Below are 14249 nucleotides of genomic sequence, written 5' to 3'. Positions count from 1 at the left end.
AATGCCCGCGCTATATATTATCGCAACCCCGATAGGCAATCTCGAAGACATTACCGTAAGGGCGCTTAAAGTAATGAGGCAGGTAGATTTTATAGCCTGCGAGGACACAAGAAAAACAAGAATATTAACCTCGCGTTATCATATAAAAACCCGTTTAATTCCTTATCATGAATATAATAAAAAGCGGGCGGCGGACGGCATTGTCGCGAATATAATAAAAGGGAAAGATGCAGCCTTGGTGAGCGAGGCGGGAACCCCCTTAATATCGGACCCGGGTTCGTATTTAGTGAGATTATGCATAGAAAAGGGGATTAGAATAATTCCGATTCCCGGCCCGTCAAGTATTTTAAGCGCAATTTCCGCGAGCGGTCTCGATGTCTCCGAATTTACATTTATAGGATTTTTGCCCAAGAAAGCGGGCAAACGAAAAAAACTTTTAACCAAACTTAAAGAGGAAAAGAGAGTTTTTATTGTTTTCGAACCGGCAAGAAGCGTCGAAAAATTACTCGAAGATATTTTGGATTTATTTGGCAATGCGAGAATTTGCTATGCTAAAGAGCTAACCAAGGTTTATGAATTTGTAAAAACCCAAGATTTAAAAGCATTAATGGACGAGATCAAAAACAAGCCCGAGCTTTTAAAAGGGGAAATTACCTTGGTTATAGAGCCGCCGCTTTTGAGCGCAAGCCCGCACGCAACAGGTTTCGACGGAGTTTATTAACTTTTATATATCGCATCTTTAAGCGAGGGATGCCGAAAGTTTACCTGATAACCTTAAAATCCTTAAAGTTTGACAGGCTTTCCTGTTCGTAAAGTTTAACTTCTTTAACTTTCGAAGACGGCGGACCTATATGAACCGTTGCAACCATTTCTTTTATCCTGTTTTCCTCGCCTTCGAAAAATGCCTCCACATGGCCGTCATGGGTGTTTTTGACATAGCCTTTTATGCCGATCCTATCTGCCTCGAGTTTGGTGAAATTTCTAAAATTAACCCCCTGAACAATGCCTTTTATTATGACCCTGTATGATTTTGCCGTCATCTTTGCTATGTATAAACCTGTATTTTTCTCAATCCGTATGTTTTTTGATATGGGACAGTTTGTGAATTTTTTCTTCCAGCGTTTTTATCTGTTCTTTTAATTCTTTAATTTCCGAGCTGCGGGCAATATCAGCCTTGCTCATGGCTTTTTTAATGGATTCATCGACTAAAGCGGAAAGTTTGGCTTTGTTCGAATCATACACTGTTTTCATTTTTTTAGAAAAATCTTCGGCCTCTTTTTTCCCGAAGTTTTGATTGACGATAAATTCATCGAGTATCTTTTGAAATCTGTCTTCCGTAGTCGTAAGAACCGAACCGATAAATTCGGCAAATTTATCAAGCGGCGTTTTGGGATTTTCCATTTAAAGCCTCCTTTTTAAAATATTTAATTGATATAATATGAATGTATATAGTACATAGTATATAGTACGATTATACCATTAATATTTAAAAAGTTTTACCGATTAATTAATTATTATTAATCATGTCGAGCCTTTCTATTTTAGTTTCCTTGCCTTTTTTCTTTCTCAAATAATAAAGCTTAGCCCTTCTAACCTTTCCGCGATAAAGAAGTTCGATCTTGTCGATTAAAGGCGAGTTGACTAAAAAAGTCTTTTCTACGCCTACGCCGTAAGAATTTTTTCTCACGGTGAACGAGGAACGGAGGCCGCTTCCTTTTCTTGCGATAACAACCCCTTCAAACACTTGAATTCTTTCCTTATCACCCTCTTTAATCTTTTGGTAAACCTTAACCGTATCACCCGATTTAAAAACGGGGACGCCGGTTTTTAGGGACGAATTCTCAATTTTTTCAACGATATTCATTTAAGGCTCCTTATTTTATTAATTTTATTTTATTTCAAAAATAAGCATTTTAATATAAAATCCGTGAATAATCAACGGGTTTTTTTATCCGCCTTACGGTTAACTAAATCAGGCCTATTTTCCATGGTCTTTTTAAACGCGTTATCTAATCTCCAATCGTTAATTAGTTTATGGTTTCCGCCGAGCAAAACCTCAGGAACGGTAAGATTGTTTACAGCCCTAGGTTTTGTATATTGCGGATATTCAAGTCCGGACTTATATTCTTCCGAAAAGCTTTCTTCGGTAAGAGATTCAAAATTTCCCAAAAAATTTTCAAAATACCTGCAAACAGCTTCAATTAAAACAATGGATGCAATCTCTCCGCCTGATAATATAAAATCGCCGATGGATATTTCCAATGCGGATGTTAATTCCGCAACCCTTGCATCTATTCCCTCGTACCTTCCGCATATCACTATCATATGATTGTAGCTTGAAATTTCCTTTGCGGCTTTTGAATTAAGGAGTTTTCCCGATGCGGACATTATAACGGTAATTAAATTATTTTCGCCGGCAGTCGGATATTTTAATTCATATTCGGCTTTTGCAGATTCATAGGCTTCCAAAATAGGATAAGCCATTAAGAGTTGTCCCGCTCCCCCGCCATAAATTTTATCGTCAACCCTTTTATGTTTATCTTTAGAAAAATCCCTCGGGTTGATAATGTTAATCTCCATAATGCCGTTTTTTATAGCTCTGCTAATCAATCCGGTATTAATAAATGAGGTAAAGTATCCGGGCATTATCGAGATTATATCGATTACCCTTTTAGTCCGGCATGTTTGAACATCAAGTTTTTTATTCATTTTGCTCAGATTTTTTTAGATTTTATAATTTTCTTCGTTTTTTACGACAACCTTATTATTATCGTAATCTACCCTGAAAATATTTTCATCCGTCATTGGAATTAGATATGTTCCTTCGGCAGATTTTATTTCTATTATGTCGGTGTCGCCCTGATAAACCTCCGCAACGGTTCCGATATTTTCATTTTTACTGTTATAGCAGTTTAAATTAATCAGGTCGGAAATTAAATATTCATTCTTATCAAGCGTTATATCGGTTTTTTTTATAAAAACCCGCTTTTTTTTAAAACTTAAAGCATCGTCTATTGAATGCGAACCGTAAAGTTTTATAAGGAAGCCCTTATTTACGGGTCTGATTTTTTCAACCTTAAGCCGCTCGTAAGCATTGTCTCTTTGAATAAATAAAGGTATGCCGGGCGAAAATGCTCCTGTATCAGGGTTATATGGTATAAATAAAAGTTCTCCGTTTATTCCGTGCGGTTTAGCAAATTCTCCGACACCGATATAATCGTTCATTTCCCCTGTTTTTTCAATAAAGACATAACCGTATCGCTTGGTTTAGCGCCGAGGCTTATCCATTTGTCGAACTTATCCCTGTCAACCTTAAATTGTAAGGTATTCGAGCAGGGATTATATGTACCCAGTATTTCTATGAATTTTTTTTGAACGGCTTTTTCACCCGAAGCCGCCACAATCCTGTAAAATGGTTTTTTGTGAGAACCTGTTCTTGCAAGTCTGATTTTTACCGCCACTTGAAATCTCCTTTGTTTTGTTAAATGTTAAAAGTTTTAATAATTTACTATCGATAATTACTATTATTAATGCAATTAAATGAAAAATTAAAGATTATTGAACATATTTTTGATACCGCCGATATTTTTCAAATTTTTAAGCGAACCGAATTTCCCGCCCTTGAGCGATTTCATCATTTTTTTTACTTCTTCGAATTTATTTATAAATATATTTACATCGTTGACCGAAGTACCGCTTCCCGCGGAAATTCTCTTTCTGCGTCCGCCGTTGAGTATTGCGGGGCTAAGGCGTTCCTTTTCCGTCATTGAGTTTATGATAGCGTTTATTTTTTTAAATTCTTTTTCGGCGGCTTCAGGGTTGAACTTGTCCTTTATTTTGGAAAAACCGGGTATCATCGAGGCAATCTGACCGATGCCGCCTATCTTAGAAACCATTTTTAGCTGTTCGGCAAAATCTTTAACCGTAAAATCTTTTTTATTAAGGCTTTCTTCTATGGCTTTTGCCGATTTTTCGTCCACGGCGTTCTGGGCTTTTTCGATGAGGCTCATAACATCGCCCATGCCGAGTATCCTGTCGGCTATCCTTTCTCCGTAAAAGGGTTCGAAATCGCTTAATTTCTCGCCGACGCCTATAAATTTTATCGGTTTATCCACGGTTTTTTTGATGGAAAGAGCGGCGCCGCCTCTGGAATCGCCGTCAACCTTGGTAAGAACAACCCCGGTTATACCTACCGCCTCGTTAAATGTTTTTGCAACCGTAACGGCGCTCTGACCAAGCATAGAATCGGCGACGAAAAGTATTTCATTAGGGTTAAATTTGCTTTTGATGGTTTTTAATTCTTCCATCAAAGGCTCGTCGATTTCAAGGCGTCCCGCCGTGTCTATTATCAGTGTATCGTAAGCATGCTTTTCGGCGATTTCTAAGGCGTTTTTGACTATTTCTTCGGGTTTCTGCGTAATCCCGCCGTCTTTTTCAGGGGTTTCGTAAACCGGAATGTTTATACTTGCGCCGATTTTTTTAAGCTGAAGAACGGCGGCAGGCCTATAGACATCCGCTGGAACAAGATAAACGCTCCGCTTTAACCCCCGCAAATAGAGGGCAAGTTTTCCGGCGGTCGTAGTCTTACCCGAACCCTGAAGTCCGGCGAGCATAATGACTACAGGCGGCTTAGCTTTAATATTAAGGGGTTCGTGGCCGCCGAGAAGGCTTGTCAGCTCGTCGTGTATAATTTTAATTATCTGCTGGGACGGCGTAAGGCTGTCCATAACCTTTTCGCCGACAGCCTTGTTCTTGACCGATTCGATAAATTCCTTGACTATGAGGTAGTTTACATCGGCTTCGAGCAGGGACAGCCTGACCTCTTTGAGAGCGTCCTCGATATTTTTCTCGGAAAGCTTCCCATACCCGCGAAGGTTTTTAAATATCTTTTCTAATTTTGAGCTAAGTCCGTCAAACATGGTATATACTGAACAAGATTTATTTTTAGCAGTTTAAATTTAAGTGATTAAAATGTTTTTTTGTTGTAAAATTTTTATTTTATTAGTTTTTGAAATTTTTGTCAATTAGTTTTCAAGCCCCAAATCCATAAATCTGGATCTGGGCAAGCTTTGAAGCTTTGAAATGCGAATAAAGGGGGAATTAATTAACCGTTAATCCATAAGGCAAGTTTGCGTCTTATCCTTTTAATCCTTTCGTTGTCTATTTGACCTATTTTGCCTAAAAAGATAGATTTGTTGACTACCGCGAGCCTTAATATTCGAATAACGCTCGGTTGTTTTAAGCCTGATATCGCAAAGTCGGAATCTTCCAAACCAATAAGTTCGTCTAATTCCGGAATCAGTGTATGAATTTGCGAGGATATCATGCATATTAGATAATCGTTAAGATTATTCGGCAGTTTGCGCAAGATAAGAGCAGGTCTTAGCTTTCCTTGTTTTTGATCGGTTTGCGGAAAATTAAATAAGGTTATCTGACCTTCTAATATCACGAAAAGGATTCCTTTATATCGCTCAAGGAATAAAGAGAACTTTCGGCTTCCATTCCTTTCATTGCCGACGAAAGAGAAAAATCGTTCCACTCCGAGGCGGCGGTTGTTGACTGTAGATATTCCATAAAGTCGAGAACCTCGACTTGTTTTGATTCAGGCAGCGATTTGACGGCTTCAATTATTTTTTCTGATAAATCCATAATAAGCTTTTTTTCTGTTTAGTATAATTTATTATCTTTTAAAAATTGATTCTATGCAATATTTATACAGCTATTTCATAAAATAGTCAAGTTGATATAGGAGCAAATGGGTAGCGAATTGGGAGTATTTGATATGTAGGGATAGCTAATTTTAATAGAGCTGGGAGGGGTATCAACTCTTTGAATTTATCAAAATTATGGAATATTTTTATTGATTTTTTATTTATATTATAATAATAACATTATATTGTATTATTATAATTATATAATAGCGCAAAAAAGCCCCTTGTTATAGCAAGAGGCTTAAAGGTTACCCCATTGGGGCATATCCTGCGAAGTTAAACTTCTTATTGTAAAAAGCAGCGCAGGCATTTGTCTGGTATAATATAACTTTATATTAATAAAATTTAATATTGATGTCAATATAAATATGGAATAATAATGAATATTGGATTTTAGGAGGGTGATAATGAGCAAATACACTCTTGGTCTTGATATGGGAGCAAATTCTCTTGGATGGGCTATAATTGGTAATAGCAAAGATGAACAGCCTACAGAGATAGTTGATTGTGGCACTCGCATTTTTCAAGAGGCGTTGGACGCGAAAACAAAAGTATCTAAAAATCAGGCGCGAAGAACTGCAAGGGCGATGCGCAGGCAAGTTGCGAGACATAAGATGCGCAGAAATGCGGCATTAAGGTATTTGACAAATAATAATCTTTTGCCGGCCGATCAGGTCGAACTAAAAAAAATTTTAACCGACAATAAAAGATTTGATCCTTATCAGCTTAGGAAGAAAGCGTTAGATGAAAAACTTCAACTGTGTGAAATTGGCCGCATAATATATCATCTTGCCCAGAGGCGGGGTTTCCAAAGCAATAGAAAGGTTTCATCCCCTGATGACGGCATTATAATAAAATCCATTAGCGAACTAAAAAAAGAAATTGAAAATTCCAACAGTCGAACGTTAGGCGAATATCTTGCTAATCAGCAAAAAAAAAGGGGGCTTTATACGGATAGGGATATGTATAAAGAAGAATTTGAAAAGATATGGGAAAACCAGCAAAATTATTATCCGGATGTTCTTACCCCCGCCTATAAAGTTATACTTCATAAATTAATATTTTTTCAGCGTCCATTAAAATTGCAAAAATATTTAATCGGCAAATGCTCATTCGAGCCCTCAAGAAAGCGGGTTTCCAAAGCCCTGCTTGAATATCAACGCTTTAGAATTCTTCAAGATATAAATAATCTTAAAATCAAAGACACGAAAACCCGCGATTACCGTTCTCTTGATAGCGATGAGTATAAAAAACTTATAGATGTTTTAGAAAGGCAAAAAACCATAAGCTGGAATAAAGCGCGAACTATTTTAGGCCTTCATGGCGGGGAAATATTTAACCTTGAGGAGGGCGGAAAAAGAGAACTTATTGGAAACCGAACAGCTTATGCCGTTCGTTCTAAAATAGGAGATAAATGGGATGGTTTGCCGGAGAAAGAACAAAAAGAACTTATAACCGATATTCTTACAATTAATGACGAAAATGGACTTTTAAATCGTATGAAACAACATTGGGGTTTTGATGAAAAAACTGCCGAAGCTATCGCAAAAATAGAACTTGAATCCGGATATGCGAGTTTATCTTTGAAAGCCATAAATAAAATACTTCCTTATCTTGGAAAAAGTATGCGTTATGATGAAGCATGTATTAAAGCCGGTTATAACCATAGCAATATCGATAACGCAAAAAAAATCGTTGACGAACTTAAAGAGCCTCCATATTTACGTAACCCATTAGTACAAAAAGCTCTGTATGAAGTTAGAAAAGTTGTAAATGCTATCATTAGGAAACATGGAAAGCCTTCTCGTATTACGATAGAAATGGCCCGTAAAATGAAACTTTCAAAAAAACAAAAAGAAAAATTATCTTTGAACATGAGAGATAGGGAAAAGAAAAATAATTCAATAAAAGCAATTTTGCAAAATGATTTTGGAATTCAAAATCCTTATAAGGAGGATATACAGAAGTATCAATTATGGGAAGAATGCGGAGCTGTGTGTCCATATACAGGGGATAGCATTTCACGGGAAATGCTCTTTTCGCAAGAAGTCGATATTGAGCATATATTGCCTTATAGCAAGTCGCTTGATGATTCCTATTGGAACAAAACACTTTGCATAGCAAAAGAGAACCGCCAAATAAAACACAATAAATCTCCTTATGAGGCTTATTCTGCCGACTCGAAGAAATATGAGGAAATATTAAAAAGAGTAGAAAAATTGCCATGGAATAAAAGAAAAAAATTTGAACAAAAAAATATCGATACCGATAAATTTATAGAACGGCAACTAAACGATACACGCTATATCTCAACAGAGGTAAAGAAATATTTATTTCAATTAGGTACTCCTGTAAATGTAACTAAAGGAGAAGCGACATCTGTGCTTCGTCATCGCTGGAAACTAAATATGATACTCAGCGTGGACGGCAATAAAAAAAATCGAGAAGATCATAGGCATCATACTATTGATGCAATAGTCATTGCATTAACATCAAGAAGCTTGTTTCAAAAACTTTCTAAACTTTCTGCAGAAAGTGGTAAATCGTTAAGCGAACACGGGTTTAATATAGACGCCCCTTGGCATTCATTTTATAAAGATGTTGATGAAAAAATTCAAAATATTATAGTTTCGCATTCTCCCACTCGGAAAATAACGGGTGCATTTCATGAAGAAACCGCATACGGATATAACGAGAAAGAAGATTATTTTGTATATCGGAAGCCGCTTTCCGGAATCACAAAAGCACAAGTTGAAAAAATAATTGATAAAAAAGTTAGACAATTAGTAGAGGAGCGGATTAACAATTTTAATGGCGATTTTAAAAAGGCGTTAAGCAATAGTAGTGATCCTTTATTTCACGTTGATGGAAAAACTAATATTAGGTCAGTGCGAATAGCTTCTAATTTTAATAGGAATTCGGTATATGGAATACGTGATAATGCCGAAGGGGAGTATAAATTTTATAAATACGGCAATAACCACCATGTTGAGATTATAGAGGATATGCAAACAAAAAAAAGAAAGGGTATTTTTGTTACCGCAATGGAGGCTGCAAGAAGAGCAAGAATTGATAAAACAAGTATTGTTAATCGTAATCATGGGGATAAATATAAATTTATAGCCTCTTTAGCTATAAATGATTTAGTCGAAATCGATATGCAGGATGAAAAACGTTATTATAGAGTGCAAATGCTTGACGGCTCAAATCAACGAATAACCCTCCGTTTACATACCGCGGCAACTTTGGATGATAAAAAGACAATGCTGGTAGGTTCAGCTAATAGATTGTTGTTTAAAAAAATTATGGTTGATACATTAGGATGCATTACTTATTGCAATGATTAAGAGAATTATAGAAGTGGGTAATGCTGCCCATCTGGCATTAAAGAATAATCAGTTGGTTGTAAGACGCAATGGATTTGAACCGGAAACCATTCCAGTAGAGGATTTAGGCGTCTTAATCTTAGACCATCCTGCTATTAGTTACACGCAAGCGCTTTTGACCGCATGTTCCGACAATAATGTTGCGGTCTTGATATGCAATGAGAAACACTTGCCTAATGCTATTTGTTTGCCTCTCACCGGAAATAGTTTGCATACTAAGATATTAAACAGGCAAATTCAAATTGCCGAACCTGTCAGGAAACGTTTATGGCAAGAGATTATCAGAGCAAAAATTTTGGGGCAGGCAAAAGTTTTGGATAAAGTCATAAACGAAGATCATCTTTTAAATATATATGCCGAAAAGGTTAAAAGCGGCGATTCCGAAAATATGGAGGCTCAGGCATCTAGGATTTATTGGCCAAAATTATTTGGAGGTAATTTTCGGCGAAATCCTGATGAATCCGGTATTAATACTTTGCTTAACTACGGTTATTCTATAATTCGTGCAGCCGTGGCAAGAGCAATTGTTGGAGCAGGCCTTCATCCTTCCTTGGGCATTCATCATCATAATCAATATAATAATTTCTGTCTCGCCGATGATCTGATGGAACCTATCCGACCGGCGGTTGATATCAAAGTATTTGAATTATTAAAATTATCGTCGGATGAGTTAAAATTAACATCCGGCAATAAACTTATTATCTTAAATATTTTAAATAATAGTTGTTGTATAGGTGGCACTAATTTACCGTTAATGTCATCACTGCATTATTACTCTGCAAGCATTAAAAGGGTATTATGCGGGGAAGACAAGAAACCGGAGATCCCTTCGATATGAGTTTTGGAGGGTATCGTAGTATGTGGATAATTACGATGTTTGATCTGCCGACAGACACTAAAGAGGCGCGGAAATCCTATAGCGATTTTCGTAGATTTTTACTGGATGACGGTTTTATTATGATGCAATTCTCGGTTTATGGAAGACATTGTTCAAGTGAAGAAAATGCTGTTGTTCATGAAAAACGGGTAAAATTATCCCTACCTGACGATGGTGAAGTGCGGATATTAATAATAACGGATAAACAATTCGAAAGGATGAAAATTTTCTTTGGAAAAATACGAAAACCTACAGAAAAATCACCCGAACAAATCAGTTTTTTCTGATCTGCTTCGGGTGATTTACCAATAAATACAACTTGTTACCAAAGTTGCATTATACCAAACAAATGCCTGACCGCAAATCACAACACTATCTCGGAAATTGAAAATAAAGCCGCATTATACCAAACAAATGCCTGACCGCAAATCACAACGGAAATGTTGTAAGAACGCTTTTCAGATATATTATACCAAACAAATGCCTGACCGCAAATCACAACGATGATTTTTGTTGTAAACTTCTGATTTTTATTATACCAAACAAATGCCTGACCGCAAATCACAACGGTAAGTATTCTGGCAATATATGATTCTAATTATACCAAACAAATGCCTGACCGCAAATCACAACGATGACAAAATGTTTAAAAAGATAATTAAAATTATACCAAACAAATGCCTGACCGCAAATCACAACTTAGGTCTCGTAGTGTTATATTTTCTTTTATTATACCAAACAAATGCCTGACCGCAAATCACAACTGTATTCTTTACTGGCTTCTTCTTTTTTGAATTATACCAAACAAATGCCTGACCGCAAATCACAACAGTTTTTGCGAACAGAATTTTTTAATATCAATTATACCAAACAAATGCCTGACCGCAAATCACAACTGTTCTTTCTCATCATAAGTTTTACATTCATTATACCAAACAAATGCCTGACCGCAAATCACAACACATTCGCTTTACGAGTCTGGCGTTTAAAAATTATACCAAACAAATGCCTGACCGCAAATCACAACTCAGTTCGTTAGGTTCTGCATTTACAAACGATTATACCAAACAAATGCCTGACCGCAAATCACAACCGGGGCGAGGAGGCTTTAAATGGAAATTAAATTATACCAAACAAATGCCTGACCGCAAATCACAACTGATCATAGTTGATACAATTAATATTTACTTATATCCAGCCACAACTCCGAGAACGCAGGTATTAAAAAGATTTGCCTTAATTGAATTATAATACGATAAAGACATCATATTATGAGATTCTACATAGTTTTTTAAGATAGAAACGACATGGCTGCACCTTTCATTGCTTACCATTCCGGTATGATATTTTGTGCGCAATTTACCCCAGTTGTAACCTAAATCGTAAGATGCTTTATATAAATATTTTACCGTATTTTCTTGCTTATTCGAAATATTTCCCGCATAAGCCTTCGCCGAAAAAATAAATACCAAAGAAAGAACGATTAAGAAAAAAATTGATTTTCTCATAATACCTCTGTATAACTTATAGTTTAATTATACCAAACAAATGCCTGACCGCAAATCACAACGAAATTATCCAAAGTTTTTTCTGTAGTTAATGGCTTCCGAAAGCGTGTCTTTATCGACATATTCAAGGTCGGAGCCTATCGGTATTCCCCTTGCCAGAGCGGTTATATGGACATTGTAAGGGGATAATATTTTTTGAATATAAACCATGGTGGCTTCGCCGTTAGAATTGGGGTTTAATGCAAGGATTATTTCCTCGAAGCCGCCCTGCTCCACCCTGAGCGCAAGTTCTTTAAGTTTTATATCCGAAGGGGTTATTCCCTCCAAAGGATTTATTAAGCCGTGGAGGACATGATAAAAGCCGTTAAAGTTGCCGCTTTTTTCGAATACATATATTATTTCAGGATTTTCCACGACGCATAATAATTTAGAGTTCCTTGAGGTATTTTTGCATATAGGGCAAAAATCTTCTCCGCTCAGATTAAAACAATTTTTGCAAAGTTTGATATTTTGTTTTGCATCTTTTATTGCATTTGCAAGGCTATATGCTACCGATTCATTTTGGGATAATATGTAAAATGCAAGCCTTCTTGCGGATCTTTCGCCTATTCCGGGAAGTTTTTTAAAGGCGGACACAATATCTCTAATATAATCGGATTGATTAATCGACATAAGTCTTGGATATAATTTAGATAAAAATTGTTTTTTTAATTTATTAAAAAAGGCCGGGTAAATTAAGTCCGCCCGTTAATTTGGACATTTCATTCGTAACCATATCTTTTGATTTATTTAGGGCTTCGTTAATAGAGGCGACTATAAGGTCTTGAAGCATTTCGGCATCGTCGGGATTAATAACGGCTTTATCTATCGTTATGGATATAAGTTCCTGTTTTCCGTTCACTTTTGCCGTAACCATACCGCCGCCGGAACTGGATTCGACAATTTTAGAACCGAGTTCTTCCTGCATTTTAAGCATATCCGATTGAAACTTTTGAGCCTGCTTTAACATTCCTGCCATATTTTTGGACATTTTAACATTCCTCCGGATTTCTATTTGCGTTTATATTATATTATTCTATAATTTTTTTTAAAAAATAACAAGGAGGTTTCACTTTTTTAGGTTACTTTTTAGTCTTATCTATCCTTTCGATATCTTTCCCGAAAATGTCTTTTATGCTTTCCATGATTATGCTTTCTTCGGGTTTTTCAGCTTCGTCGGCTTTAATGCCGTCATCTATTAAAGCGTTAGTTTCCTGCTTACCATTTTCTTGAGCTAATTTTTCATCGATTTTATCGAAGTGGGCAAAGAATTCGTCTGATCCCCCGTGCGTATTATTACCGTCATTCGGCGCTGTTTTAACTTGTCTGTCCGTTTGCGCATTTGCGGGAGCGGCGATTTTCGGCAGCGGCTGACGAAGTGCAAAGGATGAGTCAAATGCGGGCGGAGGCGGTGTCAGAGTCTCATCGTTTAAATTAAACTTGCCGGTTTTATCCTCTATTTTTGGATTTTCTGCCTGATTTGTTTTAAGCGATATAAATTTATCGATTTTATTTATGAGTTCCGTTACATTATGTTTCGATGGAATATTTATAAGCCTGAAAAGAGTAAGTTCAAGCATTAATGAAGGGGAAGAGATTTTTTGATATTTGGCGTCCGAGTTGAGTAATATATCTATCATGTCTAGAAGTTCCTCCTGGTGTTTTTGTCCGGCAAGGGGAATTAAAGCATTTATTTCTTCATCCGTCATATCGTTAATCATATCTTTATATTTTAATTTTATTATTAAAATATTTCTGATGTAGAATGCAAGCTGTTTTATAAACTGCCTTATATCTGCCCCGGAGTCGTGTATTTCTTTTGCCAGCCTGATGGAAGCTTCATAATCCTTCTTAAAAATTGCGCCGATAAGATCAACGATTGCTGCTTTAACGGTTAATCCAAGAACGGGCGATATATCTTCTTTTATATCCTTTCCGAAGTACGATATAATAGTGTCAAAGGTTGTGAGAGAGTCCCTAACGGATCCGTCGGCCAAAGAGGCCATAATCATTAAGTTTTCATCGGTAACGGAAATGTCTTCCGCAGCCGCAATCTCTTTTAATTTACGGTAAATTATATCGGTCGGTATTCTTTTGAAGTTAAACCTCTGGCACCTCGATAAAATAGTTTCGGGGACTTTGTGCAATTCGGTTGTTGCAAAAATAAATTTAGCGTGGGCGGGAGGCTCTTCGAGCGTCTTTAAAAGAGCATTAAAGGCGCTGTTAGAAAGCATGTGAACCTCGTCGATGATGTAAATTTTATATTTAAAACTCTGCGGCAGATATATTATGTTTTCTTTTAAATCCCTTATTGCGTCAACGCCCGTATTCGATGCCCCGTCGATTTCTATGACATCTACCGAACTGCCGTTTTGGATCTGGACGCAGGCGGAACAAACGCCGCACGGATTTATCGTAGGGCCGTTTTCGCAGTTAATCGATTTTGCAAGTATTCTTGCGATAGATGTTTTGCCGACCCCTCTCGTACCCGAAAATATGTAGGCATGGGCAATCCTGTCGTGGATAACGGCATTTTTAAGCGTTTGGACAATGCTATCCTGTCCCGCTATTTCATCGAAAATTTTTGGCCTGTATTTTCTGGCAAGCACCTGATACATATTTTATAATTATAACATATAATAATACAAGTTTTGCATCCAAATCCCGATTTAGAAATTTATTTTCTGGATTCCCGCTTTCGCGGGAATGACACCCAAAGGGTGAAACT

The 14249-nt window shown here is 36.8% G+C and carries 17 protein-coding genes and 1 CRISPR repeat array; of the genes, 4 read left to right on the top strand and 13 right to left on the bottom strand.

Features of this window, described 5'->3' with window-relative positions; all coding sequences use genetic code 11:
- Position 1: 1 nt before the first annotated feature.
- Positions 2 to 721, top strand: coding sequence for a 16S rRNA (cytidine(1402)-2'-O)-methyltransferase (gene rsmI / locus EVJ47_02955; GenBank protein RZD15243.1), 720 nt, complete (start codon positions 2 to 4; stop codon positions 719 to 721).
- 40 nt (positions 722 to 761) lie between these two features.
- Here rsmI and EVJ47_02950 read toward each other — a convergent pair whose 3' ends face one another.
- The 9 genes from EVJ47_02950 to EVJ47_02910 all read right to left on the bottom strand — a co-directional run bounded on the left by EVJ47_02950 (position 762) and on the right by EVJ47_02910 (position 5649).
- Complete coding sequence (locus tag EVJ47_02950) at positions 762 to 1040, bottom strand: acylphosphatase (GenBank protein ID RZD15242.1); 279 nt, start codon at positions 1038 to 1040, stop codon at positions 762 to 764.
- A 28-nt stretch (positions 1041 to 1068) separates the two neighbouring features.
- On the bottom strand, positions 1069 to 1401 hold the full coding sequence (locus EVJ47_02945) for a hypothetical protein (protein ID RZD15241.1): 333 nt from the start codon (positions 1399 to 1401) through the stop codon (positions 1069 to 1071).
- 106 nt (positions 1402 to 1507) lie between these two features.
- The gene (gene rplS, locus EVJ47_02940; protein RZD15240.1) at positions 1508 to 1864 is read right to left on the bottom strand and encodes a 50S ribosomal protein L19; all 357 of its coding nucleotides are present in this window, start codon (positions 1862 to 1864) and stop codon (positions 1508 to 1510) included.
- 71 nt (positions 1865 to 1935) lie between these two features.
- Positions 1936 to 2709, bottom strand: a complete 774-nt coding sequence (trmD, locus tag EVJ47_02935) for a tRNA (guanosine(37)-N1)-methyltransferase TrmD (protein RZD15239.1) — start codon at positions 2707 to 2709, stop codon at positions 1936 to 1938.
- A gap of 15 nt (positions 2710 to 2724) precedes the next feature.
- A complete protein-coding gene (rimM, locus tag EVJ47_02930) occupies positions 2725 to 3225 on the bottom strand; it encodes a 16S rRNA processing protein RimM (protein ID RZD15238.1) in 501 nt (166 codons plus the stop codon).
- A complete protein-coding gene (locus EVJ47_02925) occupies positions 3222 to 3461 on the bottom strand; it encodes a 30S ribosomal protein S16 (GenBank protein RZD15237.1) in 240 nt (79 codons plus the stop codon). The genes rimM and EVJ47_02925 overlap by 4 nt, the downstream gene beginning before the upstream one ends.
- An 87-nt stretch (positions 3462 to 3548) precedes the next feature.
- Complete coding sequence (locus EVJ47_02920; protein ID RZD15236.1) at positions 3549 to 4919, bottom strand: signal recognition particle protein; 1371 nt, start codon at positions 4917 to 4919, stop codon at positions 3549 to 3551.
- Positions 4920 to 5104: 185 nt separating this feature from the next.
- Positions 5105 to 5449: a type II toxin-antitoxin system PemK/MazF family toxin gene (locus tag EVJ47_02915; GenBank protein RZD15235.1), complete on the bottom strand. Its 345-nt coding sequence runs from the start codon at positions 5447 to 5449 to the stop codon at positions 5105 to 5107.
- Positions 5446 to 5649 (bottom strand): DUF2281 domain-containing protein, encoded by a 204-nt coding sequence (locus EVJ47_02910; protein RZD15234.1) that lies wholly within the window; start codon positions 5647 to 5649, stop codon positions 5446 to 5448. The genes EVJ47_02915 and EVJ47_02910 overlap by 4 nt, the downstream gene beginning before the upstream one ends.
- 469 nt (positions 5650 to 6118) lie before the next feature.
- Here EVJ47_02910 and cas9 point away from each other — a divergent pair, with 469 nt between their 5' ends.
- Genes cas9 through cas2 form a run of 3 tightly spaced genes read left to right on the top strand, consistent with a single transcriptional unit; the run spans position 6119 to position 10261 of the window.
- Entirely contained in the window at positions 6119 to 9058 is a 2940-nt protein-coding gene (cas9, locus tag EVJ47_02905) for a type II CRISPR RNA-guided endonuclease Cas9 (protein ID RZD15233.1), read from the top strand.
- On the top strand, positions 9051 to 9935 hold the full coding sequence (gene cas1 / locus EVJ47_02900; protein ID RZD15232.1) for a type II CRISPR-associated endonuclease Cas1: 885 nt from the start codon (positions 9051 to 9053) through the stop codon (positions 9933 to 9935). The genes cas9 and cas1 overlap by 8 nt, the downstream gene beginning before the upstream one ends.
- On the top strand, positions 9932 to 10261 hold the full coding sequence (cas2, locus tag EVJ47_02895) for a CRISPR-associated endonuclease Cas2 (protein ID RZD15231.1): 330 nt from the start codon (positions 9932 to 9934) through the stop codon (positions 10259 to 10261). The genes cas1 and cas2 overlap by 4 nt, the downstream gene beginning before the upstream one ends.
- 48 nt (positions 10262 to 10309) lie before the next feature.
- A CRISPR array of direct repeats spans positions 10310 to 11133; the repeat unit is 36 nt; unit sequence ATTATACCAAACAAATGCCTGACCGCAAATCACAAC.
- Between the two features lie 25 nt (positions 11134 to 11158).
- On the opposite strand, the gene EVJ47_02890 is transcribed toward cas2, so the two are convergent.
- From EVJ47_02890 to dnaX, 4 genes are all read right to left on the bottom strand, one after another.
- A complete protein-coding gene (locus tag EVJ47_02890) occupies positions 11159 to 11482 on the bottom strand; it encodes a hypothetical protein (protein ID RZD15230.1) in 324 nt (107 codons plus the stop codon).
- A 66-nt stretch (positions 11483 to 11548) separates the two neighbouring features.
- On the bottom strand, positions 11549 to 12154 hold the full coding sequence (gene recR / locus EVJ47_02885) for a recombination protein RecR (protein ID RZD15229.1): 606 nt from the start codon (positions 12152 to 12154) through the stop codon (positions 11549 to 11551).
- A 43-nt stretch (positions 12155 to 12197) separates the two neighbouring features.
- Positions 12198 to 12512, bottom strand: a complete 315-nt coding sequence (locus EVJ47_02880) for a YbaB/EbfC family nucleoid-associated protein (GenBank protein ID RZD15228.1) — start codon at positions 12510 to 12512, stop codon at positions 12198 to 12200.
- A 91-nt stretch (positions 12513 to 12603) separates the two neighbouring features.
- The gene (dnaX, locus tag EVJ47_02875) at positions 12604 to 14139 is read right to left on the bottom strand and encodes a DNA polymerase III subunit gamma/tau (GenBank protein ID RZD15227.1); all 1536 of its coding nucleotides are present in this window, start codon (positions 14137 to 14139) and stop codon (positions 12604 to 12606) included.
- Positions 14140 to 14249: the final 110 nt, after the last annotated feature.

It is taken from the genome of Candidatus Acidulodesulfobacterium ferriphilum, from assembly GCA_004195035.1.
In the GTDB taxonomy this organism is placed as follows: Bacteria; SZUA-79; SZUA-79; order Acidulodesulfobacterales; family Acidulodesulfobacteraceae; genus Acidulodesulfobacterium; species Acidulodesulfobacterium ferriphilum.
This window is presented reverse-complemented; position numbering and strand designations above follow the sequence as displayed.

Coding starts and splice junctions, on each gene's coding strand:
- rsmI (RZD15243.1), top strand. CDS start 2: ATGCCCGCGCTATATATTATCGCAACCCCGATAGGCAATCTCGAAGAC.
- EVJ47_02950 (RZD15242.1), bottom strand. CDS start 1,040: ATGACGGCAAAATCATACAGGGTCATAATAAAAGGCATTGTTCAGGGG.
- EVJ47_02945 (RZD15241.1), bottom strand. CDS start 1,401: ATGGAAAATCCCAAAACGCCGCTTGATAAATTTGCCGAATTTATCGGT.
- rplS (RZD15240.1), bottom strand. CDS start 1,864: ATGAATATCGTTGAAAAAATTGAGAATTCGTCCCTAAAAACCGGCGTC.
- trmD (RZD15239.1), bottom strand. CDS start 2,709: ATGAATAAAAAACTTGATGTTCAAACATGCCGGACTAAAAGGGTAATC.
- rimM (RZD15238.1), bottom strand. CDS start 3,225: ATGAACGATTATATCGGTGTCGGAGAATTTGCTAAACCGCACGGAATA.
- EVJ47_02920 (RZD15236.1), bottom strand. CDS start 4,919: ATGTTTGACGGACTTAGCTCAAAATTAGAAAAGATATTTAAAAACCTT.
- EVJ47_02910 (RZD15234.1), bottom strand. CDS start 5,649: ATGGATTTATCAGAAAAAATAATTGAAGCCGTCAAATCGCTGCCTGAA.
- cas9 (RZD15233.1), top strand. CDS start 6,119: ATGAGCAAATACACTCTTGGTCTTGATATGGGAGCAAATTCTCTTGGA.
- cas1 (RZD15232.1), top strand. CDS start 9,051: ATGATTAAGAGAATTATAGAAGTGGGTAATGCTGCCCATCTGGCATTA.
- cas2 (RZD15231.1), top strand. CDS start 9,932: ATGAGTTTTGGAGGGTATCGTAGTATGTGGATAATTACGATGTTTGAT.
- EVJ47_02890 (RZD15230.1), bottom strand. CDS start 11,482: ATGAGAAAATCAATTTTTTTCTTAATCGTTCTTTCTTTGGTATTTATT.
- recR (RZD15229.1), bottom strand. CDS start 12,154: ATGTCGATTAATCAATCCGATTATATTAGAGATATTGTGTCCGCCTTT.
- EVJ47_02880 (RZD15228.1), bottom strand. CDS start 12,512: ATGTCCAAAAATATGGCAGGAATGTTAAAGCAGGCTCAAAAGTTTCAA.
- dnaX (RZD15227.1), bottom strand. CDS start 14,139: ATGTATCAGGTGCTTGCCAGAAAATACAGGCCAAAAATTTTCGATGAA.